This is a genomic window from Flavobacterium glycines (assembly GCF_900100165.1).
GTDB classification, from domain to species: domain Bacteria; phylum Bacteroidota; class Bacteroidia; order Flavobacteriales; family Flavobacteriaceae; genus Flavobacterium; species Flavobacterium glycines.
The window spans coordinates 1,484,805-1,511,124 of the sequence record NZ_FNEO01000001.1 but is presented as its reverse complement, the minus strand read 5'-3'; the positions used below and the strand labels follow the sequence as shown (position 1 = coordinate 1,511,124).

Here is a 26,320-nt window from a genome sequence, read left to right as displayed (position 1 = left end):
AACAAACGGATTACTTTTGAAATATCAAAATTAACAACTCATTATTATGGTATCAAAAATCCCCTAGTTATGCCAAGACCATTCTACTACATCCGAAAAACAATACTAAATCCATACATTGGAATAGCCGCTTCATTACTATTTATGATTCCAAATTTGTATAAAATTTTAGAAGATGTAACAGTTTTAAGAAAAGAATATTTTTTTCTGGCTATAGGAGTTATTTTATACATAAAATCACTCAGCAAAATATTTGACAATATTCTTAAACTGAACTAAAAACTCTTTAAATAAAAAATGACTACTTTTTTTTGGGGAAATTAGTCGTAAAAAATCCCATCTCATTCTAAACGAGACGGGATTTTTCATTTCTTCATTAAAAAAGCAACATTACTCCTTATCAATATAGGTTTTATTTCCGTTTTTATTGATGTAATATTTACCTCCTTTTGGTCCTGTATACACTTTATTTCCGTTATAAGTTCCGGTAACTTTATCTTTTGTCATTGCGGCTTTATCTTTTGCCATTGAAGCTTTATCTTTTGCCATTGAAGCTTTATCTTTTGCCATCGAAGCTTTCTCTTTTACTTTAGCTTCTTTTTCCATAGCATTGTCTTTAGCCACCTGAGCTTTATTGGCCGACATATTAGTTCCTGCCTCTTTCTTAGCCTTCATTTCCTTTTTAGCTTTAGCAGTCATTTCCTCTTTTTTCATCACGGCGGCATCTTTTTTCATCTTCGCTTCGTTAGCTTTTCCTTTTGCCTCGTCCGTCATCATTTTTTTCTTTTCGGCAGCGGTCATTGCTTTGTCCTTAGCTTCCTGATCGACTTTTTTCTTTTCAGCAGCTACTTTTTCTTTTTTCTCTTTTAAAACTTTACTACCAACGGCTTCTTGTGCATAAAAATGGCTTGAAAAAACCAACAAAAAACAAAATAAAACTACTTTTTTCATGATATGTTAATTTAAAGATTAGATACTAAATTTAATCAACTTTACAATACAACGCTCAATCTTTACAAAAAAATTAACGGCCCTAAAAACAGGAACATTCAGGCTACAAGCTATTTGCATTAGGGATGGGAGCAATTGTTTGAGCTCTTATTGTGGAATGCAATGGAACAATAAAGCGAGTGCGGACAGCCCGACCGAAGGGAATGCCATAATTTTTAAAAAAAATCGGAATTTTTGTAACCTTTTTATTCTTCTTACGTATAACAACCTGTACACTATAAAAATTGGGACAACAAAATCATGAGACAACTTAAAATCACCAAGCAGGTTACCAATCGTGAAACTGCTTCATTAGACAAATATTTACAAGAAATTGGAAAAGTTGACCTTATCACTGCTGACGAAGAAGTAGAATTAGCACAACGCATCAAAGCCGGAGACCAAAGAGCACTTGAAAAATTAACAAAAGCCAATTTACGTTTCGTTGTTTCGGTAGCTAAACAATACCAAAATCAAGGATTAACATTACCTGATTTGATTAATGAAGGTAACTTAGGTTTGATTAAAGCAGCGCAACGTTTTGATGAAACTCGTGGTTTCAAATTCATTTCGTATGCAGTTTGGTGGATTCGTCAGTCTATTTTACAAGCTTTAGCTGAACAATCTCGTATTGTACGTTTGCCTTTAAATAAAATTGGTTCTATCAATAAAATCAACAAAATGTATGCGTTATTAGAGCAATCTAATGAGCGTCCACCTTCTGCTGAAGAAATTGCAAAAGAACTGGATATGACTGTAAATGACGTAAAAGAGTCTATGAAAAACTCCGGTCGTCACTTATCTATGGATGCGCCTCTTGTTGAAGGAGAAGATTCTAACCTTTATGACGTATTGCGTTCAGGTGAATCTCCAAACCCGGACAGAGAATTAATCCACGAATCATTGCGTACTGAAATCGAGCGTTCGTTAGAAACATTGACTCCACGTGAGGCCGATGTGGTTCGTTTGTATTTTGGTCTTGGTGACCAACACCCAATGACTTTAGAAGAAATCGGAGAAACTTTCGACTTAACCCGTGAGCGTGTACGTCAGATTAAAGAAAAAGCAATCCGCAGATTGAAACATACTTCAAGAAGTAAAATCTTAAAAACTTATTTAGGTTAATATTCTTTTAATTACCTTAAAAACTCCGGCTCAACACCGGAGTTTTTTATTATCCAACCTACTCAAAAACAAAGCATAAAGCGGGTTGCATAAAAGACATTTGATTTTGTACCTTTGCAAAAAAAATACAACACACAACACAACCAAAATGAAAAACACACTTATTGCCCCATCAGTATTAGCCGCTGATTTTGCTAATCTACAACGCGATATCGAAATGATTAATGCTAGTGAGGCTGACTGGTTTCACATTGACATCATGGACGGCGTTTTTGTTCCAAATATCTCTTTTGGAATGCCCGTTTTAGAAGCCATCAAAAGACATGCTACAAAAACTATCGACGTGCACCTGATGATTGTAGAACCGGACAAATACATCTCAACTTTTAAAAAACTAGGAGCTGATATTCTTACGGTTCATATTGAAGCCTGTCCACATTTACACCGAACTATTCAGGCTATCAAAGCGGAAGGTATGAAAGCCGGAGTTTCATTAAATCCGCACACCAGTGTTGACTTACTGGAAGATGTGATTAACGATATCGACATGGTTTTGATTATGAGTGTGAATCCAGGTTTTGGAGGACAATCATTCATTGAAAACACTTATGCAAAAGTTCAAAAACTAAAAGCGTTGATTGACAAAAAAGGAGCTTCCACAATTATCGAAATTGACGGTGGAGTTACTAACAAAAATGCTGCACAATTAGTAGAAGCCGGAGCTGATGTTCTGGTAGCCGGAAGTTATGTTTTTGGCGCTGCTGATCCAATTGCCACTATAGCTGATTTGAAGAAAATCACTAAAATATAAAACATATATTTCAAGTTATAAATCTAAAAACACCCTGAAAGCAATATTCTTTCAGGGTGTTTTTTTTAAGCAAAATATTCCTCTTTTATATTTATCATTTCAGCCACAATAGTAAAAAGTTCTGGATGTTCCTCCTTAAATCGTAAGGGCGTTTCAAAAAAATGCTCTAAAACAACAGCAATAAATTCAGCTTGATTTGTATATGCATAAATACGAAAATAATTAGATTCAACAAGTCCTTTCAACACATCCGGTCTTTTTAGATAATCAATAATTTTATCATAAGAATCGGAAAAAACAACACTACTCTGATCTCTTCCTTTTAGACCATGAAAATAGAGTGCGTGAGAAAACTCATGTAATCCTAAATTTAAATTGTCATTCTCACATTTCAAACCTTCCTCAAAATCCTTCCAGGAAAACACTAGTGCTTTTAAGGCAGGATTGAATTCTCCTTTATGATATTGCTTAGTTATTACCGAATAATAACTTTCGCAATAAATAATAATTTTATCAAAGTTATTAATTCGATAATGACGCATTCCAAAAGTCAACATGACATAAGTAGCCGCCAAGAGTAATTTTACTTCCTCTGTAACCTCAAATCCTCCTTGACCAATAAATTGATATTTAGCAATAAAGGAAGCGACACGATGATTGAAGTAATTCTTTTTTTTAGAAGGCAGTTTTTTATAAAAAGAAAAATTACTTTCCAAAAAACTACTTTGGTCAGCATTTAGTTTTCGTACACGAAAATAATAATGAATATACAGCGGTTTATTAAAAAACACCACATAAGTAGGTTCAATAATAAATTTAAAAACAAAAATAACTAACAAAGCTACTAACAATAACATTGTTAAAGCCTGAAAAACAGCAGCCATAAGTTAAGCTTTACAGATTGGGTTTATAAATTTATCTTTTTAAAAATAAAAAAGCAACAAAAAATAACCATTACTTTTTGTTGCTTTACAGTGACCGCTAAGTTTTTAAAATCAAACCATCATAAACTTTTTGATTTCTTTACCCGAAATATCCGGATTGGCTCCTTCATTTCCGGCAACCAATGCTCCAACAGCACAGGCATAATTCAAAGCTTTTTGGGGTGATTTTCCTCTAAGTAATCTCACAATCAAAGTTGCCAAAAAAGAATCCCCAGCTCCTACTGTATCAACAACTTTTATAAAATAGCCGCTGTTATAATAAAACTTATCATTGTAATACAATACCGCACCAAAAGCACCTTTGGTTACACATATTTGTTTGGTATTGGTTTTCTCAGCTATAAATTTGATATTCTGCTCAAAAGAATTATAAGGCGAATCTAATTTCTGACTTATCTCATACAGTTCTTCATCATTAAGCTTGATAAAATCGGCTTTAAACATCAATTCGATTAGCACTTCAGTTGTATAATAAGGAGCTCTTAAATTGGCATCTAAAACTTTATATTTTGCTTTATTCAAAAGGGAGAATAAAGTCGCCCTTGAAATTTCATCCCTGCAAATTAAACTACCAAAGACAAAAACATCGGCTTCACTAGTTTGTTTTTCAGCGGCTTTATTAACTACAATTTTATCCCATGATGAAGGATAATGAATATCATAAGAAGCATTCCCTTTTTCATTAATCATTACATGGACTACACCTGTCATATAATCAGAATCAACTTGTATCGCATCAGAACTCATGTTATGGTCTTCGATATAGTTAACTATATCTTTCCCATTCTCATCATTTCCAATTTTACTGATTATAGTTGAAGAAGCTCCCAAAGAATTCATTCTTAATGCCACATTTAAAGGCGCTCCTCCTATTTTTTTATGTGTGGGGAAAATATCCCAAAGTACTTCTCCAAAACAGACAGCACTCAAACCAGGTTCTTTATTCATTATTTATATTTAAAAATCGGTTACATTATTACTGCTTTTCAAATGCCAGAAATCAAGCTTATTGATTAAGACTGAGTCGTTCTCCGAAAAAAATTCGATTGCATCACTATTGACAAATTTTGGAAAAATCCTTGTGGTAAACGCTTCTTTATCATTTATAAAACCCTCAACAACTGAGCCGTCAATAAAAATCTGTAATTTAATGGGCTCATCCTTTTTCAAATTAAGATCCCCTATTTCAATTCTTTTCTCGATTAAGTCCGTTTTACTGGAATTGGATTGATCAATTACCAATTGGTTCTTTTTTAAATCAAAATACAGCTTGGTTTCTTCTTTATTGTTTTGATTTTTCCCAATATAGAAACCAAATTTATCTGATTTCAAAGCCGAAATTTCTGCAACTATTTCGATTTGATGACCTGATCCTATTTTTAAGTTTTGTGATGGATTTACCATTACTTCATTAAACGATTTCAATGAATCCCTTAATCTTAACAAAGAAGGGTGTGGTGTTTGATAGATTTCGCCATTTTTCAAGTTCCAAACCCTTGGTATGCTGTATAAATGTGCCCAACCGTGCTTTAAATGTAATTTTGAATCAATAAGATCCGGAATTATGGCAATCGCCATGGTTTTTCCATCTTTATCCAATGCTACCGAAGGGGAAAGCATTCGATTAATCACTTCTAATTTTTTAGGCAAATCATAATCCGGAACAAATTCTTCATTGACAAAACTACCAACCCAATACAGCGTTATTGCTGGTTTACCATCGTATGGAATAGGATTTACCGATAAAATATATTTATCCCCCATCTTCCAGAAAACAGGCATCTCCCAAAATATCCCCGAATGATCTGTTCCCGGATTTCCTTTAAACAAAGGATGTAAATAAGTCCATTTTTTTAAATCATCCGATTTATACAATAAAAGAGCTCCTTTTTGAATCTCATTCTCAACTAATCCATATCCTACAGCCATATACCAGGCATCCTTTTCTTTCCAGATGTATGGATCACGAAAATCTTTGCGGCTATATTGCTTTGGTGCTCCTTTTACGACAGGATTATTTTCAAATTTTTTCCAATTAATTAAATCATCATCTTCAGGAAAAGCAAGACACATCCCGTTTTCATTATCATTGCCTCCCGTGTACATAATCAAAGGCACTCCATTGTCATCTTTTATTGCATGGCCTGACCAAATACCGTTTTGATCATAACCTTCTTCCGGTGATAATGGCGGCTTGTGCTCTGTCCACTGAACCAAATCGGGGCTACTAAAATGTCCCCAATTGATTTGCCCCAAATACACATTGGCTCCATTTTTTTGATTGAAAATATGGTATTTCCCCTTATAATAGATTAACCCATGCGTTTCATTCGTCCAATTTGCCGCCGGAAGCAAATGGTATTTCGGTCGGGCAAAATCATTTTTAAACCTGCTTTCAGGTACGGCTAAAATGGCTTTGCTATTTAATTTTTCAGCGATTTCTGTTTTTTTGATATAATTTGGACTTAGAGAAGTATTCCAAATTTTCACTTCATCTACAATGCCATTACTATAAGTTAAAGGATATCTATTATCGAAAAGTTTTTCTTCGGCATCTCTTCCAACGGTAAAACTATTGAAAGTGCTTAGATTCATTTTAGTATTAAAAGGAATTTCTAAGGTTGCTTCTCCATTAATTAATAAACTTATGGCATTCTTATTAACGATAAGAGATACGTGAAACCATTTAAATTTTGGCAATTTATTTTCGGCAAAATAATATTTCTCCTCCCCGTTTAAACTTAGCAAAATTGCCGGTTTTCCAAATTTATTTATACCCGCTGAAATCCAATTTTCAGCGTTGCTCTTTTTATCAATTAATGAAAAAAAACTCGCTGTTTCTGTTGGAAATGTCTCCAGCGCTACCCATGCAGTCATGGTAATTGGAAAATGCAACGGTTTAGGCAATAAACCTCCAATATAAGTGGAATAGCCATCCAGACGTAATCCATCGCCTTCTATTCCTTTTACAAATTCGGGAGTTTCAAAATTGCTGTTAATTTTATATACCGTTCCTGTGTTTTCTTCAATAGTATTTTTCTCCTGAGATGAATTAAATTTCCATTGGTATAGCGGTTTTAATCCTTGGGCATAAGAAACAAACAGAGACAGATAGAAAATAAAAAAATATATTCTTTTCATTGTTATTTGATTGAGATGTAACGAAAATGAGTTCTATGAAAGACCCAATTAATTATTGCTATCTTTTTTCATAATAAATTAAAGGGCAGGATTAACCACAACCTGCCCGATAAAACTACAACTAAACAAAACTATTTACTTCCTAAATAATCAATCGAATTTTTATAAATTGTTCTAATATTATCCGCATAAGGGTTAACACGATTATCATTCATATGCCATTCCATACCACCGATTCCTAAAGTCATAATATACCCTTCAAATCGACCGCTTGGTTTCCAAAGCACAATTCCTCCAAAACCTTGTCCGTCAATAGCCCAATCCCAGGCGGCAACCACCTCAGCATCGTAAGTATTAGAGAAACTCACAAATTTTGGATCATCCAATGTACCTAAGTTCCAAAGTGCGTTATGATCTTCTTTATAACCGGCATTAATAACATAAATTTTGCGATCGCTGTAAAACTGACATCCTTGGGATATAGTATTACCTAAAGCTGTAGGGGCAAAGCCAACCCCCCAGGTATCAGGATTGTTCCCCCCGGATCCGGAGCCAATAATGTTGCGAAGACCAGACTTATCCCTGCCCAATTCTTCTACTAATCCTGTACCATGACCACCGGCTACAATTTTACCTCCCTGTACAAAGAATTTAGAAATTACGTTAAGATGTTCCAATAGTGCCGCAGGCTGATCAGTAGCTCCTACTTTGTCATACATATAAAACAACACATTCACTCCATCTAAAGACCCTTCTGTTAACTGATCATAAGGGATATAAACAAATTTAGAACCGTACACTTGTTGCGCCCATAAACCTGCTTCTTTTACATCATCATCCGAAATGTCATTTAAAGTAGCACCATCACCTAAGAAAGCAATTTTAGAAGGCAATAATTTGGCACTAATGGTGTATTGTCTTGTAGTAACTCCGTTAGATACCATTAAACTTACCGGATGAGTTAAATCTAATGAAGTGCCTGTGTTAGGAGATATTGTCACTCCCTGAGGAAAATTGGCTTCAAAATTCACATTACTCAAATCGGTATCGCCCGAAAGACTTACCGTAATGTTTCCGTTTAAATGATTAACAGTGGCTTCTTTACCGTTAATCTCCACACTGGACACTATATCTAAAACAGAAGGTCCATCTGTATAGTTTTCTCGTTCAGTACATGATTGTAACCCCATCATCAGGGTTACAATCATCAATGATTTTAAAATTATTTTTTTCATAATCTTTTATAATTATTTATTTAATAATAGTTCAATTGCATTTTTATGCAAACGATAGATATTATTTTGATAATCATTTACTGCTCCGTTGTTATCAGCCATACTCCATTCTAACCATCCGCCAGTATTTACAATCATGGTTCCCTGGAAAGCTCCCTGAGGTTTGAATTCAGCTAAACCAATACCACAACCTCTGGCATCTAACCATTCGTACCATCTGATCAAAATACTATTTGTAGCTGCTTCAAATTCTAATGCTCTGTCTTCTGAACATTGTCCTTTTGTAAAAGAACTATCATAACCACCAAAGTCAATTCCGAAGTTTCTGTCTTCTTTGTATTTGGCATTATTCATTGGGTAATAATCAGTAGATCCTTTAGTCAAACCTGTTAAAAGTGGATGATTTGCTGCTGCATTTGGAAAAGCTGTTGAATAAGTACCTCTTAATCCCCAGGCATCTAAATTCTGACCACCTACTGGATTTGTATTTCCTCCGTTATTCTGAAAAACAACACTTCCCATTTTAATACGTCCAATCTCGTCTAAAAGATTGATTCCGAAACCTTCAACAATTAAACCTCCTCCGGCTTTGTAATAATCAGTAATTACCTGAACTTGTGCAGCTGTAATTCCAGATGCAGTATCAGGCATTTTTTGAGTACCTACATTGTCCCAATAAAGCAACAATACTTTTGTATTGGCTAAAGCCTGAGCCGATAAATTACTGGCTTGAATATAAACGAAATCTTCAGCATAATTTTGTTTTAACCATAAAGCAGCTGCTTTGGTATCCGGTTCAGTAATACTTTCTACACAACTAGCCCCGCTTACAAAAGCAACTTTCTTTGTAGAATTAATAATTCTGGCTGTTACAGCATAAATTTTAGTTAAACCTTCCACGTTTGTCACCGTATAATTTACAGGTCCATTTGCAAAGTTTTTGGCAACACCACTTGCAGGAGATACTGTAGAACCTGCTGTTACAGCAATAATTGGTGTGATTGAAGATAAATTTGTTCCTGAAGGGAAATCCAAAACAATTGTTGAAGCAGTATTATCAACAATTCCGGTAACGCTACAAATATCTTCACCTGTTTTAAAACTGCTAATAAAAGGATTTGGCAATTGGGTAACTTTAACAAAATATGATTTTCCTGTAAAGCCATCATTTGAAACTACTGTATATTTTACAGGATTAGTAAAATCCTGTGCCACTCCTGATTGCGGAGTTGATGTTGTTCCTCCCGGAATGATGTACAACGGAGTCAGTTTAGTAATATCTTCCTGGCTGCCTACCGTTATTTCTATAGTTCCTGCAGCCTGATTAATAGTACCTGTTTTGTCTCCTATAGAAAAAGACATAATCATAGGAGAACCGTATGCAGCAACAGTAGCCGTATATTTTCTTGAAATCCCATTATTAGAAACGGTAAAAATTACAGGACCTTTAGAAAAATCGACTGTAGTTCCTGAAGCCGGTTCAACTGTAGCACCTTCCGGCAAAGTAATTTCAACCGGAACCGAACTTATATTAGTCCCTGCAGGTAAAGTATAGGTGATTACTGCATTGGTATGGTTAATAGCCGCCGATTGTCCGTTAACTTTAAAATCCCTGATAATTGAATAGGTATAATCCGGCACATTGTCTTCAAATTTTATATTGTCTTCACATCCAACTGCTGTAAATAAAGTGATAGCGATTCCCAAAAACAGCAAAGGAATCATTTTAAAAAGTTTAGATATATTTTTCATTTTAATAATTTTTAGTTCATGATTTGGTTAAGTTATTTTTGATCTATTTTTTTAATAGCCTGGTCTTTGTTTATAAACACCACCTGAAGCGTCAATTTCTATTTGCGGAATCGGTAAATATTCATCTCTTCCTTCAGTAAATGATGCACCGCTATAGTAACTGCGTTTTGAACTTTCTTTTGACATATAATCGTTAATCCAGGTGGAAGCAATTCCCCATCTTACTAAGTCATAAAAATGATGTCCTTCATTATGCAATTCCAGTCTTCTTTCCATGCGTAATGCTTTTGTAGCATATATTTTTGTAACTCCGGTTGTTGGATACAAACCAATAGCATAATTGGCCGCATTTATCGCATTGTTATTAAAATCATAGACATAAGGAGAATTTTTAGCTCTTGTTCTGATTTGGTTAATTATGGTCATTCCGGTTCCAATGTCATTTAATTCGATAGAAGCTTCAGCTTTCCATAGTAAAACATCACTGAATTTTATAATTGCCCAATCCAAAGCTCCTTTGGCCCAAGGAAATCCGCCTGATGATCTTAAATCAGAATAAGGATCAATCTGATTCTTTTTTCTTTCATAAACACCATAAGTAGCAGCATCCCTGCTCCAATTAAGCTGTTGCGGCATTGGCTGCCATTTTTTCCAGGTAATTCCGGGACGTCCTATGGAGTGGTCTAATCTAGGATCTACAGGAGTAGTTAAATCTGTAGGTGCCAAATCCGAATTGTTATAAGAATCCAATAATGGCAATCCGGCATTATCTACTTTAAAAGCGTTTACAATGTTCTGACTTGGTTTATCAAAATCATCTCCGTTTAGGTAAGGATGATTAGGATCATCAGAAGGAGAATCAGGAGAATTCACCAAATCACCAAAATTTAGATTTCCAAATTCAGAACCGTCATTTACGGAATATTGAATGGCAAATACATTTTCCGGATTGCCATAACCCGGAGAAGAATATAATTTCTCTAAGTCGCTAACTAATTGATACGGACCTGCAATAACTTTGTTTGCATTAATAATTACCTGATCCCATTTCTTTTGGAATAAATCAGCTTTTGCCAAAAAAGCATAAGCCACTAATTTATTTACTCTTCCTAATTCTGATTGGGAATCAGGCAATACTGCAATTGCATCGGTCAAATCTTTTTCGATTTTTCCCCATAAAAAAGCCGTATCGAATGAATTCTGAACGCTTGTTACTTTATCAATAGGAGTATTTTCATCGATATAAGCAAACGAGCCAAAGTTTTTCATCAATTCGAAATAGAAATGGGCTCTTAAAACTTTAAGTTCTGCAATTCGTAAATCCTTTTTTTCAAATCCTGAACTGTTGTTCAAGGCTATAATGGCACTGTTCACTCTGTTAATTGAAAAGTAAAGTGCTCTCCACAGATTGTACACATTTTCAGAAGAGGCAAAAACCTGTTGGATTTCCAAACCGTGCATTCCGCCACCGGGATTATCTCCTACACCACCGCCACCTTTATAAGCGTCCCCACTTCTGATATCTGAAAAACACCAGTTAGACGGAGCATGATCAAAAGGCCAGTTATCTCTAAACTCACCTGTATTATATCTGTAATCCAAAGTACTATAAGCACTAACAACCAATTGTTCTAAATCTAAATTACTTTCAGATATTACGTTTTCAGGAGTTACGTTGAAAAAATCTTCCTGACAAGAACTTACCCCTAAAGTGAGTCCTATTATTGCTATATAAATTTTTATATTTCTCATCTTTTTAAAATTGTAAATTGAATCCAAAGCTGAATGTTTTAGTATGAGGATAAACACCCATACCGGCGATACCAATACCTGTTCTGCTTAAACCGGGTACTTCATAGTCAAAACCTGTAAAAGAGGTAATCGTAAACAGATTCTCTGCCTGAACATATACCTTAGCAGACGACAATCCGATGCTTTTAATTGATTTTTGATTAAAATCGTACGAAAGGTTTACACTTTTCATTCTGAAGAAAGAACCGTCTTCTACAAAATAAGTAGACGCGCGTTTTTGATCATTGGTATCTGCTGTGCTTAAAGCAGGAATCAAAGAATTAGCCTTTTCAGGAGTCCAGGCATCTAAAGTGTTTTTTCCATGATTGAATCCAAAATAAGGAAAGTCCAACATCTCTCTTTGCGCATTATACATGTCCCCGCCTTGTTTTCCATCAAAAAACACATTTAAATCCCATCGCTTATAACTGGCAGAAAGATTAATTCCATAAGTAAAATCAGGGTGAGGATTACCTATGATTGTTCTGTCATCCTGATTAATAACTCCATCACCATTCAAATCCCTGTATCTGATATTTCCTAATGCTTTTCCTGTTTGTTCAGCATGTACAGCTACTTCTTCGGGAGTTCTGAAAATACCATCTGCTACATATCCAAAATAAGAACCAATAGGCTGACCGGCACCTGTATAAGAGATTCCGCTTAAAATAAAATTATCTGAATTGTTTAATCTGGTAACCTTGTTTTTATATTTAGAGAAAGTAAAATTCACCCCATAATTAAAGTCATTTTGTGATTTTGAATTATATCCCAAAACAACATCAATCCCTCTGTTAGTCATATCTCCGGCATTGAAAAACAATGTTTTTCCGGCTTCCCCTAAAACACTTGGCTGAACAATTTGAAGTAATAAATCAGAGGTTTTCTTTTCGTATACATCCACTACAAGATTCACACGTTTTTTAAACAAATCCAGATCAAGTCCAATGTTCGTTTGGTATGATTGCTCCCATTTTAAATCAGGATTTCCTACCTGATTTGCCGAAACTCCCGTACTTATAGTCCCGCTTCCGCTTCCGTTCAAATCGTAATTACTGTTTTCCAATGCCATATTAAATATCGAATATTGGGCATATTCTAAAATATCGGCATTTCCGTTTCCTCCCCATGAGGCTCTTAATTTTAAATTGTCAATTACGTTAGAGTTTTCTAAAAACTTTTCTTTGCTTAAAGTCCAGCCAACAGATGCGGTAGGAAATATTGCAAAACGGTTGTTTTTACCAAAACGGGAAGATCCGTCACGACGCACACTGGCGGAAAAATAATACTTAGATGAATAATCATAATTCACTTTGGCAAACATCGATTCTCTTCTACTGTCGGCTCCAATACCGTAAGCATCTAATGTACTCGAGTCAGCAATTATGTCATACTGACCAATATTTTCGAAGTCAACTGTAGTACCAAAAGGAACCTGTATACGATCAAATCTATTTTCCTGTTCTTTTTTATAAATCTCATGACCCCCGAAAATATTTAGATTATGTTCTCCAAACTGACGGCTATAAGTAAGCAAATTAGTAATAATGAACGTATCCGAATTATTTCTGTTTCTTCTGTATCTGGCAAAAGCATCACCTCCTAAAACAATTCTATTTCCCAGTATACTTCCGTTTTGATTGAATGCTTCTGAATGCTCATCAAACTTAAATCTATTGACATCAAAATTTAATTTAGAACTAAAAGTCAGTCCCTCAACAATATTTAAGTCAGCATAAATATTTCCGAATGTTCTCCAGGTTTTTTGAACATTATTTCTATTAATATACAAAATAGCCAATGGATTCCATTTGTCCTGTAAACCACTTCCTGTAGGTCCTCCCCAGGTACCATCTTCTGCATAAACCGGAATTAAAGGGTTTTGAAGAAGCGCATCTTCCATAGAATTTCCTTTTACTTCCTGAAAATTAGTAACCGTTAAATTTTCTCCAATATTCAATTTATCTTTAAAAAATTTAATACTGGAATTCAATCTAAGATTGGCTCTTTCATAGTAAGTATATTCCAAGATTCCATTGTCTTTAGCATATCCTAAACCTGTAAAAACTTTCCATTTTTTATTGGCATAAGAATATCCAAAATCAGTAGTTGTAGACAATGAATTTTTAGAAATAACATCAATCCAGTTGGTATCTGATAATCTTAAATTTTGATTATCATCTAAAAATTCAGGCAGAGGATTTCCGGGAGTATAAGCAAAATTTCCCGCTGCAACAGGTAAATCCCCCTGTGCTTTGTACCTAACATCTAACCATTCCTGAGCATTTAAAACATTGAACTTATCACGGATTGTATTTAAGGAAACACGACTGTCCAAAGTGATTTTTTGAACACCTGCTTTGGCTTGTTTAGTAGTTACAATAATAACTCCTTTAGCAGCTTCAGTACCATAAATACCTGCGGAAGCCGCATCTTTTAATACCTGTATGCTTTCAATATCATTTGGATTTAAACCCGCAGGTGAATTGGTTTGTACCCCATCAATAACCCATAAAGGTCCTGTTCCTCCAAATACAGATGTTAAACCTCTAATTGATATCTGGGTGTCATTACCTCCTGGAACTCCTGAAGAGGTAAAACTCAATCCGGGAACTCTGGATTGTAATTTACTGATAACATTGGGTGTAGCAACCCTGTCCAAATCGGCTACAGAAACTATCGAAATTGCACCGGTAATACTTGCCTTTTTCTCCTTAGCATAACCTGTTACAACTACTTCATCCAGACTATTTGAAGAAGATTTCAACACAATGCTATAGCTCGTTTTAGATGAAACAGTCACCTTAGACTCAGTATAACCTATAAAAGACACCACCAAAGTCTGACCTTCTTTAGCGTTAATCTTAAATTTCCCATCAAAATCGGTTGTCGTTGCTTTGGAAGTCTCCTTCACAAGTACAGTTGCACCGGGTAAAGGCTGGCCATCATCGGCCAAAACAGTCCCATTTATCTGGGGTTGCTGCCCGAAAGCAACCAGCCCTAAGAAAAACAAACACATGGTGATCATGTTTCTCTTCTTTTTAAAACAGTTAATTTTCATACATTTTTGGTTTATTAGAGTTAGTTAATATTATTTTTTATTTAGGCTCAGATTCATGCTTTCCAGCGAAACGCCTTTGGTTTCAGGCATCATAAACAGTACAAAAACAAGCTGGAAAACCATCATGATGGCAAAAAAGCTAAAGACATTTCCAACCCCGAAATTTGAAAAGAGAATAGGAACCATCGATGGAATTATAGCTGCAAGAACCCAATGAACAGAGCTTCCGAAAGACTGCCCGGATGCTCTTAAATGGTTTGGAAAAATTTCGGATATAAAAACCCATATTACAGCTCCCTGACCTATGGCATGAGAGGCGATAAAAACGAATAAGAAAATTGGAACTGCCATTCCCGTCCAGCTCAGGTAAAATGAAATGGCTACCATTGACAGAGAAAAGATATAGCCTAATGAGCCAAAAATCATCAGTTTGCGTCTTCCTAATCGGTCTATTAAATAAACACCTATCAACGTGAATATTAGATTTACAAACCCAATACCGATACTGCTCAAAAGTGCTGTTTTAGCCCCTAAACCGGCTTCTTCAAAAATTCTTGGCGCATAGTATAAAAAAGCATTAATTCCTGATAGTTGATTGAAAGCAGCAATTAGAAAAACTAAGATTAAAGGAAAACTATATTTCTTCATGAAAATATTTTCGTCAGAAGAAGTATTTTTATTGTCTTCACTGATATTGTCTATAATACTTTGTACATCTTCTTTACTGTTAATCTTATTCAAAATTACCCTTGCCTCATCTATTTGAGATTGTGTCAGGAGCCATCTTGGACTTTCCGGGATGTAGAAAGCCAATACAGTATAGACAACCGATGGAAAAACCTGAATACCCAACATCCATCGCCATGCGTTTTCACCAATATCACTCAAAAGATAATTGGATAAAAAAGCGGTAAGGATACCAAAAACGATATTAAATTGGTAAAGCCCTACTAGTCGGCCACGGTCTTTTGCCGGTGCTATTTCGGATATATAAGCTGGTGCTGCAATAGTTGATGCCCCAATTCCTAATCCGCCAATGAATCTAAAAAAAGCAAATATCCATGGTCCGTTTGCTAAAGAAGATCCTAAAGCTGAGATGGAAAACAAGATCCCAATTATTAATAATGTAGATTTTCTTCCTATTTTATTGGTTGGAATCCCTCCAAATATGGCTCCTATAACCGTACCCCATAATGCCATTGCCATAACTACCGAACCGTGAAAAAAATCACTGGAATCCCATAATATTTGAAGTGCTTTATCGGCACCGGAAATTACTACTGTATCAAAACCAAACAGAAATCCTGCGAAAGACGCAACGATTGACCAACTCATTATTTTTTTATTCATGTGTAATTTTTTTATTTCTATCCAAAATTAGGTTCAGGCAAAAACTTAATCATTCTGTATTGTTACATTTACTTCCAAGTTCGTTACATATTTTACAAAACATTGATTTACAATATTTTACATTTATTTTTTTTAACAAAAGTTAGAAATTGTAACCTGTAATTAAGGTTTTTAAACCTGAAGCTGAACATCAAAAAAACAATCATTTAATTTAGTCCGCGAAAAACTATTGAATGTGTTTTTTTGACTCTGATTTATTGATTGATTCTAATTCAACTTAATAAATTAGGGATGAATTTTTAATATTTTGAGGTTGTAATTGACTTCATTTTAGACATTGAATCATCAATTGAACGGAAATAAATTTTAGTATTAAAATCTTTAGGGAATATTAGATTCGTAAATACATACCTTCCATTATTTATAAAAACTTCAACAGAATTTTTATCTGCAAACAATCGAACATTAACATATTTATCGGCATTATTCAGAAGTGTTATTTTTTGGGTTGATTGGAATTCAGTTTTAAGTTCGTTGTCGAATCTATTTAAAACAAATTCATTAGTATCTTTGTTAAAAGTTAACTGAAATAGACTTTTATCATTATTTACTATTTCAAATTCTAAAAAATCTTTTATTTTATTAGGTTTAAATTTATAATCCATTTCAAAGGTTAACTCTTTTAAATCTAAGTCTTCAATTTTTTTATTTATGCTTGTTATGGATTCGTTTTCGAGTATCGTTTTCGATTTACGATACCTCTTAACTGATTGTACTGGTTCTTGTCTAATAAAATAATCTCCGTCTTCTTTATCTAAGATTAATTTTCTTGGCAAAGACATGGAACCTCTCCAACCATGAGTTGGTATTTCATTAGCATATTGCCAGTTATTCATCCAGCCTAACCATGTTTTAGTTCCCTTTTCTTCTGGCGCCCCATTCCATGTTACAGCAGCATAAAAATCTTTTCCATAATCGAAATAATTAAACCCTTCTATTTTCTCTGAAACAGATTGATCAGGAACGAAATTTTTCCCATCAAATTCTCCAATAAAATACTGCGATCCAGACCCTCCGGCAATACTCCCGTTTCCTAAACTAACTGCTAAAACCCATTTGGTTGTAGCTTTATAATTCAATGTAAATAAATCTGGACATTCCCACACACCCCCAATGGCTCCTTTTGGACCAAACTCACTCATTGAATTCCAATCTTTTAGATTTTTAGAACTGTAAAACAATATCTTTTTTTCGGCTGATAGGGCTAAAGCCATAATCCATTTTTGTTCTGGCTCATACCAAAAAACTTTTGGGTCTCTAAAATCTTTACTGCTAATATTTATAACCGGATTCCCCTCATATTTTGTGAAGGTTTTTCCCTTATCATTACTATAGGCAATACTTTGATGCTGAAATCCTGTTTTACCATCATAACTTGTATAAATGGCAACAAGGGCAGGTTGAGCATCTGTCCCAAAACCACTTGAATTCTTCCTATCCACTACTGCTGAACCTGAGAAAATCATTACTCCATTTTCTTCTTCCATAGCAACCGGTAAATGATTCCATTTTATTAAATCAGTACTTACCACATGACCCCAGCTCATATGCCCCCACTTATCCCCGTAAGGATTATGCTGATAAAAAAGATGGTATTCTCCATTTAAAAAGAACATCCCATTGGGATCATTTATCCAATTCCTTTCGGGAGTAAAATGTAATTTTGGTCTAAACTTTTCTTTTACCTCACTCGTCTGAGAATGAACGGTATCAGACAATAAAAAAGCAGCAAACAATACCATTAAATAAATCCCAATTATTTTTTTGAAATTTTCCATATCTATTCTACTATTATTTTGGCATCAAATAAATCATTTTCTACAAAGCCTTTTATGATATAGACGCCCTCCCTTGCTTTCATACCATTATCCATATAACCATTCCACTTAATTACAGTATTTTCGGCGTCTATTAGTTTTTCAATTCTTTTAACCGGAAATCCGGTAATATCAAAAACATAAGCAGCAACCGCTGTAGGCTTCGCTATGTTAGAGAATTTAAAATTGAAATCTTCACTGGAAGGATTTGGATAAACAACAGGATGAATTATATCCTCTTTCTGTTCAGCAATTTTAGAAACAGATGCTGTGCCACCACCCTGAATATTATAAATTTTTAAATTGGTAGCAGTGGCTGTTCCTCCCTGGGCATATAAATCAATTTGATTGCTTCCCACAGAAGGAAAAGATCGGGTTGCAAAAGCCAATTCCTCATTAACAAAAACTTCAATTACAGAAGCATCGACAAAAATTCGCCAATTGATATTCCCGACAGGTAATTCATAACTTCCGGACTGATTTGAAAGCGGAACATCTGGTAAAACGGAAGATTTACTTCGATCTACTACAAAGCTTTTTGTAGTGAAATCATAATAAATTAGTGTTTGTTCCCCGATAGCTAAGTTTTTATTTAATGAAAAACCCACTTTAGTGGCTGTACCGGGATTAATTGTAGCTACAATTTCATACTGCGTTCCATTGGCTCCGTTTAAAACATTTGAACTGTTCTGATCAAAAGAAACATTCGTAAAGTTTTTTGAAGTTCCTCTTAGTTGTAATAAATTAGGATGAGGTACCTGTTTAATTTTGTTATTAACCAATGTCCAGACTCTTGGCAAACTAAAAACATGAGCCCAACCCTGCTGTTTGTGTTTTGCAGAATTTACCCCGTCAGGAATAATACCCATTGCAGTTAAATTCCCGCTTGCATCCGGGTGGATCGATGGAGACAAAAGATTATTAACAACTTCCAAACGTTCCGGGACAACATTATCTCTGATAAATTTTGCTCCATCAAAACTACCTGTCCAATACAACGCATTGGCATTAGGCAACTTATTAATCAAAACAATTGACTTGGCACCAAAATTATAGTAGATAGGCATTTCCCAAAATTCTCCTGTTCCATCGGCAGTAGGATTCCCTTCTAACATAGTACCCTGCTGACTCCATTGTTTAAAATCAGCAGATGTAGACTTATACAAAAACAATCCTCCTCTTGATGTCCCGCTTCTTAATCCGGTACCTACCATCATGTACCAATCTGAATTATTTTGAAATACAAAGGGATCCCTAAAATCAGCATTAGGTATATTGGAAGGAACAGCAGCAATAATTGGAGTGCCATTTTTTGTCCAGGAATCATAAGGAGCATTAGAAGTTGCTAAACCAATCGCTGCTCTGGCTTTATTGACACCGGTATAAAAAATATAAGGCTGTCCGTTTTTAATTACTGCATGTCCGGACCAGATACCCACCTCATCAAATCCCGGCTGCGGCCATAACACCTGTGTTTTTTCTTCCCAACTTACTAAATCACTACTAACATAATGTCCCCAATTGATGTGTTCTAAATAAGGACCATTGAAATTTCTTTGACTGAACAAATGGTATTTATTACCAATGTATAACAATCCGTGAGATTCATTAGTCCAGGCAGATGAAGGCGCCAAATGGTATTTAGGTCTATGGTTATCATTAGCATACCTGTCGGCAATTGGAATCTTAAGATTGGGAATTGAAGGACTTACTTTAGTGTATTGAGTTTGAATTTCTGCATCAGTTAAGTCTTTAGCCCAGACCGAAACCTGGTCAATGGCACCGGTTAATCCATTGGTATCAAATCCGGCAATAGTTTTAACTTTTGATTCTTTTCCTATATAAACTGTTGCATTGGTATCCCAGGAAATATTTCCAAATGGACAAGCAATACCTTTAACTTTAACTCCATTTAAATACAATGAAGCCAAACCTGACAGGGTATTGATGTTTAAAGAAATAAAACTCCATTTCTTAAGTTCAATTTGCTGGTCTGAAATAATATTTACTATTTCTGTGCCCACTTTAAACTGCGCAATTATGCGACCATATTGATCTATTCCTAAAGCAACACCGGCGTTCGTATTTGGGTTTACATTAGAAAATATTGAGGCATTGGTATTATCACTTAATTGGTCCAAATCTTTTCTTTGCACAGGAAAAGCAGATGGAGCAATCCAGCCGGTCACACACACTTTATTAGTTGGATAGCTAATATTTGTTTTCCCGTTAGCCCATCCATAAAAGCCATTAGTCCTTAATGCATTGCCTTCAACTCCTGCTATGCGTTCTGCAGAACCTAAAGGTCCGTTTATGGTAAAAGTAGCATTGGTCTTGGTTTCGTTGATTGTTTGACCTGACGACTCATTAAACTTAAAAGAGAGTAGTTCAGTGGTTTCATTAGTTGGTGGTGGTGGCGTGGTATCGGTCGTATTCTTTTTCGAACCACACCCAAAAACCAACAATGACAACACAATAATAGTAGTGTACTTTTTCATTTTATATTTGTTTTTTATATAAAACTACTGCAGTACGCTAAAGAACTATTTAAGAATTGTTACATAGGCAATAAAAAACCAAATAAACCACAATCAACTAATTACCAATACTTTAACAATACAAACCTTTACTAAATTCCTCTTAAAAAAAGCTCAGATTGTATTTTCTATAAAAATGATACATCCCTATTGGACTATTTATTATTTCTAAATTCTTTTGGAGAGATTGAATATTTACTTTTAAAAGTTGTAGAGAAATAATTTGGAGACGTAAACCCACAGGAATAAGCAATTTCTGAAATATTTAATGATGTTGTTTTCAATAATTCTTTTGATTTTTCCAATCTGTAATTGGTTATATAATCGCTGACTCCAATCCCCAAAACCGCTTTAACTTTCCTATATAACTGAACTCGGGAAATGTTTAAACAATTAGCTAAATCTTCAACAGAGAAAGAAGAGTTATCAATATTTTTTTCTAACAATGCTTCTATTTTATTTAAGAATTTTTTTTCAATTATCCCTAGTGTATTTACTTCGAGTTCGCCAATATTATTGGTGTAATAATACCTAAGCTTTTCTCTGTTATACAACAAGCCTTTTATGGACTGTTTGAGCACTTTAAGATTGAATGGCTTTGTTAAAAACAAATCGGCACCGGCTTCCAGTGATTTTATATAAGTTTCCTCATCGTCCATAGCCGTCAAAATAATGGTTGGAATATGAGAAGTCAGGATGTTTTTCTTCAGTGTTTCACATATTTCGAAACCATTTTTTTCAGGTAAATTCAAATCACATAAAATAATATCAGGCATTACTTCTAAAGCTATTTCAGTAGCATTTTTACCATCCGATTTGAGTACGTTGTATTCATCACTCAATTTTGCAGCAATAAATTCCAGCAGCTCGACATTGTCTTCGATTATCAAAATCGAATATTTTTTATCGTTTTCTTCAGCTAACTGATTCTTATCTTTTATGGGTTCAATATCAAAATATTCATCATGATTTTCATAAACATAATCAGTATCATTAATGATTTGTTTTTTATCAAGATGTTCTGTTCCTAATTTTAAGGAAATAATAAATTCAGTCCCTTTGTCTGACTTAACTTCTATTGCTCCTTTATGCAAATCAATAAAACTCTTAGACAGATTCAAGCCAATGCCTGAACCGTTTTTATAGTTATTGGAACCCTTAAAAAAAGGATTGAAGATTTCGTTTATTTCATTTTTTGGAATACCAATACCTGAATCCTTAAAAGTAATTTCGACACTATTTTTTTCTAAATTTTTATTAATCTTAATTTCAATTTTTCCTCCATCCGGGGTAAATTTAAAACTGTTGGATAATAAATTATAGTATACTTTATCCATCAGATTTTTATCCAGATAAACCTCTAAATCTTCATCGTTTGTGGTAATGGTATACTCGATATTTCTTTTATTTGCCTCACGTTCGAACTCTTTGAATAAATTTTTAGAAAAAAACCACAGATTCGTTTTAGATACTTTGATATTAAAATTTTTACTTTCAATTTTTCGAAAATCCAAAAGCTGATTGATCAGTCTAAGCAGTCGCATCGAATTGTTGTACATAATGTCTAAATCTTTTTTGACATTGTAACTTTTACTTTTAAATTCGTCATTCAATGATTCCACACAACTTAAAATCAGCGTTAACGGCGTTTTAAATTCATGGGAAATCCCCGTAAAAAAGTTTATTTTCCCTTCGTTGCTAATCTTCAGTTTTTCTGCAAATTTTTCAATTTGATTTCTTTGATTTTTTATTTTTTGATTTGTTAACTCTAATTGTCTTTTCTTTCTTCTGATCGATATTACAGAATAAACGCTAAAAAGAGCCAGACAGAAAATAGCCACTGAAAAAAAGCCTAATAATTTCATTAGATTATACAGCGTTATGTACTTTCTTTCCTGCTTATCAATAACTTTTAGTTGTGTATCAATATTGGATTGTTGCTGCGAAATTTTATCAAATTGATTACTCATAATATCCGCATTCAAAGAGTCAATCAATACTGTCGCTAATTTGTTATTTTTTGAAACCGATTCTTTATTAACCAGCTTAACGGCTAGTTTAATTGCCTCACTACCGCCTGTGGGATATAATATAGTTGCGGCTAGCATCCCATCTTTAACCGCTTGTATGCCTCCATTCGGTCCATTCAATCCATCTATCCCAATAAATTTGATTTTATTTTCTCTGCCTTTTTGTTTTGCCACCTGCCAGGCCTGAAGTGCAATATTATCGTTAAACGCAAAAACATAATCCAATTTTGGCAAACTATCCAAAGCCCTGCTGAATTTAGCGTTCAGTGATTCTAAATCGGCAGCTGTGATACTTACCTTTTTAATGCCGGGATAGCGATCCATAATTTGCTTGAATCCCAAACTCCGCTCTACTCCGGGTGATATATCAGTTGTTGCTCTGATTTCAAGAACATTGGCATTGGCTTTAGAAATAGAAACAATATGTTTTCCGGCAATACGCCCCACTTCAACATTATCGGTACCCAGAAAAGCTGTAAAAAAAGGAGTGTTTACTTTTCTGTCTACTATAATAACAGGAATACCTTTTTTATATGCCTTTTCAATTACCGGTACGATAGAATCGGAGCCATAAGGAGCCACAATTATGGCATCCAAATGCTTTTCAATCATTTTTTCAATATCCTGAATCTGTCTTTGGGTGTTATTATTTGCATTACAAATAGTCAAATCAATTTCCGGATGAAGTGACGCTTCTAATTTCATCGTATAATCCATAGATTTTCTCCAGCTATCATCCTCCGAAATACTTTGTGAAAATCCTATCGAAATTTTATTCTTATCCTTAGAATAAGGATCACAGGAAATCAGAATAAAAGCACTAATTATCAAAAACAGATAATACTTTTTTCTCAACATTGAATTAGTTTTTTTTAGAATAAACAATAACAAACCTTTACGGTTAGTGGTATACCGCAAAGGTTAATTATGCTGTACAATCTGATTTTTATCAGATCATCATAAACTTTTTGATTTCTTTACCCGAAATATCCGGATTAGCACCTTCACTTCCGGCAACCAATGCTCCAACGGCACAGGCATAATTCAAAGCTTTTTGGGGTGATTTTCCCTTTAGCAATCTCACAATCAAAGTTGCAAGAAATGAATCCCCGGCTCCTACTGTATCAACAACTTTTATAAAATAGCCGCTGTTATAATAAAACTTATCATTGTAATACAATACCGCACCAAAAGCACCTTTCGTAACACATATTTGTTTGGTATTGGTTCTTTCAGCAATGAATTTGATATTCTGCTCAAAAGAATTATAAGGCGAATCCATTTCTTTACTAAGCTCAAGCAATTCCTCGTCATTGAGTTTTATGAAATCAGCCTTGAGCATTAAATCAGTAAGTATCTCTGTTGTATAATAAGGCGCTCTGAGATTTGCATCCAGAATTTTATATTTTGCTTTGGCTAAAAGATGGTCTAAAGTCAATCTGGATACCTCATCCCTACACACTAAACTTCCAAAAACAAACGCATCTGCTTTTGAAACCAGAGCATCCATCGGTTTTGTCTTTTCAATTTTATCCCAGGCGGAAGGATATGAAATATCATAAGAAGCATTTCCTTTTTCGTTAATCATGACATTAACAACTCCTGTTTTATATTTTTCGGTTATTTGAACAAAATCAGTACTAACATTATGCTGATTTAAAAAAGACAGGATATCTTCACCATTTTCATCTTTTCCTACACAACTAATCATAGTTGTTTTTACTCCCAGAGAATTCATTCTCAATGCCACATTTAAAGGGGCGCCACCAATTTTTTTATGAGTTGGAAAAACATCCCATAAAACTTCTCCAAAACAAACGACATTTAATGCGTGTTTTTTATTCATAATCATAATATTTAAAAATTAAGGACAGGTTTAAAACCTGCCCTTAATCACATTAAATAACCAAACACATTACTATTAACAATTAATATCCAGGATTTTGAGTATACAATCCTCCTGTAAAATCTATCTCTCTTTGAGGTATCGGATAATATTCATCTCTACCTGCTGTAAAATGAGCACTTGACAAGAACCCTTTTTTAGTTTTCTCAACTGCAAGATAAGCATTTAAAACCGGTTCTGCGATTCCCCATCGTACTAAATCAAAGAATCTAGGACCTTCCATACCAAATTCCAATCTTCTTTCAAACATAAGGGCTTTCAAAGCATAAGCTTTTGAAGGAAAAGAAACATAAGGACTCACTTTATACACATTAGAAGCTCCTGCAGCTAATGGCATTGCTGTACTGGCTGCTGCTCTTGCTCTTATCTGATTGATAATAGGCAACGCTTCAGTGTATCTGTTTAATTGTATTAAAGCTTCTGCTTTAAACAGCAATACATCGGCATATCTAATAAAATCCACATTTTTTGAAGTTCCTACGAATGGTCCGTTTTTCACATAACAAGAACAGTCCGGAGATTGTTGTTCTTTCATATTTCCAAAATAACCATAAACTCCCGGATCTCTCGCCCAACTAAAATTGTACACCATATCTCCGGTTGTTTTCAACGTATTTTTGTATTTAAATGGTCTTCCAGGTACCCCAACTGTGTGATCAATTCTTGGATCTATAGTCACTCCCGTTGTTAATGGCGCTTTTCCATTACTATCTACTGTATTATAAATATCCGAATTGTTAAAAGTATCTAACAATGGTAGACCTGTTACAGCATCAGTTCTGAAGGCATTTACCATATTCTGACTTGCCATATGGAAACCACAACATCCGTAAAGAGGCGTACCATGAGGAGAATTCAATCCTGTAACAAAACTTACTCTGCCAGTATTAGTCCCATCATTGATAGAAAACTGAACTGCCCAGATAGATTCAGGTCCATTATCATGACCATCTAAGAAATTATATCCAAAATCAGGCTCTAAACTTCCGGTTACCTGATTAGCATAATCAATAACTTCCTGTAATCTGGCTGCATTAATATTTATCACTTGGTGAGTAGCATTTTGCTCATAAGCCTGATACAATCTTAATTTTGCTAAATAAGCCGATGCTGCATTTTTATCTGCTCTACCTACCTGATCCTGGGATTGTGGTAAATTATCGTGAGCAAAAATAAAATCTTCGGCTATTTTATTCCATAATGCGTCAGAAGTTAAGTCATTTGAAGTTTCTAAAATTTGCTCTTTAGAAAGATCTTCGGTAATAAACGGAACTTTATTAAACAATAACTTCAGCATAAAATAAGAGTGTGCTCTTAAAAAGCGAAGTTCTGCCTGTCTCACTTTTTTAAGCGGAAATTCTGTTTCCGACAAAGAATTAATTACTGACAAAGCAAAATTAGCTCTGGAAATTGCTTTATAGTGATTAGTCCAGGTTCTAGGCAACATCCAATCCCCATAATCCGGAATAGTTAAATTATATTGCTCGTAGCGATCCACAACATCTACGTCGCCACGACCACCTCCGCCTTTATAAGCATCATCCGAACGCACACTTCCATAAACCCATTGATGAGTTATAGGTCCAACCATCTCGTCATTGCCTATTGCGGCATAAGCTGCATTTACAAGAGCATCTGCATTTTTAGCGGTTGCAACTTCGTCCGGTTGCAGTACCCCGGTAGGTTCATAATCTAAAAAATCTGAGCTACATGATGCCAACATTAAGATTGACATGAAGCAAATAACTATTTTATTATATTTTTTCATGA

17 protein-coding genes are annotated in these 26,320 nt (G+C 34.6%); 3 read left to right on the top strand and 14 right to left on the bottom strand.

What is annotated here, in order from left to right; all coding sequences use genetic code 11:
• Positions 1 to 69 precede the first annotated feature (69 nt).
• The gene (locus BLR17_RS06095; RefSeq protein ID WP_074517131.1) at positions 70 to 279 is read left to right on the top strand and encodes a hypothetical protein; all 210 of its coding nucleotides are present in this window, start codon (positions 70 to 72) and stop codon (positions 277 to 279) included.
• Positions 280 to 390: 111 nt separating this feature from the next.
• On the opposite strand, the gene BLR17_RS06090 is transcribed toward BLR17_RS06095, so the two are convergent.
• Positions 391 to 951, bottom strand: a complete 561-nt coding sequence (locus BLR17_RS06090; RefSeq protein ID WP_066326757.1) for a hypothetical protein — start codon at positions 949 to 951, stop codon at positions 391 to 393.
• A 300-nt stretch (positions 952 to 1,251) separates the two neighbouring features.
• Here BLR17_RS06090 and BLR17_RS06085 point away from each other — a divergent pair, with 300 nt between their 5' ends.
• Both BLR17_RS06085 and rpe read left to right on the top strand, forming a co-directional pair.
• Entirely contained in the window at positions 1,252 to 2,115 is an 864-nt protein-coding gene (locus tag BLR17_RS06085) for a sigma-70 family RNA polymerase sigma factor (RefSeq protein ID WP_007804760.1), read from the top strand.
• 148 nt (positions 2,116 to 2,263) lie between these two features.
• A complete protein-coding gene (gene rpe, locus BLR17_RS06080; protein ID WP_066326759.1) occupies positions 2,264 to 2,926 on the top strand; it encodes a ribulose-phosphate 3-epimerase in 663 nt (220 codons plus the stop codon).
• A 65-nt stretch (positions 2,927 to 2,991) separates the two neighbouring features.
• Here the strand turns inward: rpe and BLR17_RS06075 are convergent, their stop codons facing one another.
• The 13 genes from BLR17_RS06075 to BLR17_RS06015 all read right to left on the bottom strand — a co-directional run bounded on the left by BLR17_RS06075 (position 2,992) and on the right by BLR17_RS06015 (position 26,318).
• The gene (locus BLR17_RS06075) at positions 2,992 to 3,810 is read right to left on the bottom strand and encodes a zinc-dependent peptidase (protein WP_083189269.1); all 819 of its coding nucleotides are present in this window, start codon (positions 3,808 to 3,810) and stop codon (positions 2,992 to 2,994) included.
• A 111-nt stretch (positions 3,811 to 3,921) separates the two neighbouring features.
• Positions 3,922 to 4,818, bottom strand: coding sequence for a carbohydrate kinase family protein (locus BLR17_RS06070; RefSeq protein WP_066326761.1), 897 nt, complete (start codon positions 4,816 to 4,818; stop codon positions 3,922 to 3,924).
• 9 nt (positions 4,819 to 4,827) lie between these two features.
• Positions 4,828 to 7,011 carry a GH32 C-terminal domain-containing protein gene (locus tag BLR17_RS06065; RefSeq protein ID WP_066326763.1) on the bottom strand — a complete coding sequence of 728 codons (2,184 nt, stop codon included), beginning with the start codon at positions 7,009 to 7,011 and terminating at the stop codon, positions 4,828 to 4,830.
• Positions 7,012 to 7,142: 131 nt separating this feature from the next.
• Positions 7,143 to 8,246 (bottom strand): DUF4960 domain-containing protein, encoded by a 1,104-nt coding sequence (locus BLR17_RS06060; RefSeq protein WP_066326764.1) that lies wholly within the window; start codon positions 8,244 to 8,246, stop codon positions 7,143 to 7,145.
• A 12-nt stretch (positions 8,247 to 8,258) separates the two neighbouring features.
• Positions 8,259 to 9,998, bottom strand: a complete 1,740-nt coding sequence (locus BLR17_RS06055) for a DUF5018 domain-containing protein (protein ID WP_139068338.1) — start codon at positions 9,996 to 9,998, stop codon at positions 8,259 to 8,261.
• A 51-nt stretch (positions 9,999 to 10,049) separates the two neighbouring features.
• Entirely contained in the window at positions 10,050 to 11,750 is a 1,701-nt protein-coding gene (locus BLR17_RS06050) for a RagB/SusD family nutrient uptake outer membrane protein (protein WP_139068339.1), read from the bottom strand.
• A gap of 4 nt (positions 11,751 to 11,754) precedes the next feature.
• Complete coding sequence (locus BLR17_RS06045) at positions 11,755 to 14,850, bottom strand: SusC/RagA family TonB-linked outer membrane protein (RefSeq protein ID WP_083189274.1); 3,096 nt, start codon at positions 14,848 to 14,850, stop codon at positions 11,755 to 11,757.
• A 30-nt stretch (positions 14,851 to 14,880) separates the two neighbouring features.
• Positions 14,881 to 16,200 carry a sugar porter family MFS transporter gene (locus BLR17_RS06040; RefSeq protein WP_066326767.1) on the bottom strand — a complete coding sequence of 440 codons (1,320 nt, stop codon included), beginning with the start codon at positions 16,198 to 16,200 and terminating at the stop codon, positions 14,881 to 14,883.
• Positions 16,201 to 16,499: 299 nt separating this feature from the next.
• Positions 16,500 to 18,038, bottom strand: a complete 1,539-nt coding sequence (locus tag BLR17_RS06035) for a glycoside hydrolase family 32 protein (RefSeq protein WP_066326768.1) — start codon at positions 18,036 to 18,038, stop codon at positions 16,500 to 16,502.
• Between the two features lie 2 nt (positions 18,039 to 18,040).
• Entirely contained in the window at positions 18,041 to 20,575 is a 2,535-nt protein-coding gene (locus BLR17_RS06030) for a glycoside hydrolase family 32 protein (RefSeq protein ID WP_066326769.1), read from the bottom strand.
• Positions 20,576 to 20,769: 194 nt separating this feature from the next.
• Complete coding sequence (locus BLR17_RS06025; RefSeq protein WP_066326770.1) at positions 20,770 to 23,502, bottom strand: substrate-binding domain-containing protein; 2,733 nt, start codon at positions 23,500 to 23,502, stop codon at positions 20,770 to 20,772.
• A 91-nt stretch (positions 23,503 to 23,593) separates the two neighbouring features.
• Positions 23,594 to 24,490: a carbohydrate kinase family protein gene (locus tag BLR17_RS06020; protein ID WP_066326771.1), complete on the bottom strand. Its 897-nt coding sequence runs from the start codon at positions 24,488 to 24,490 to the stop codon at positions 23,594 to 23,596.
• Between the two features lie 82 nt (positions 24,491 to 24,572).
• Entirely contained in the window at positions 24,573 to 26,318 is a 1,746-nt protein-coding gene (locus tag BLR17_RS06015) for a RagB/SusD family nutrient uptake outer membrane protein (protein ID WP_066326772.1), read from the bottom strand.
• Positions 26,319 to 26,320 lie beyond the last annotated feature (2 nt).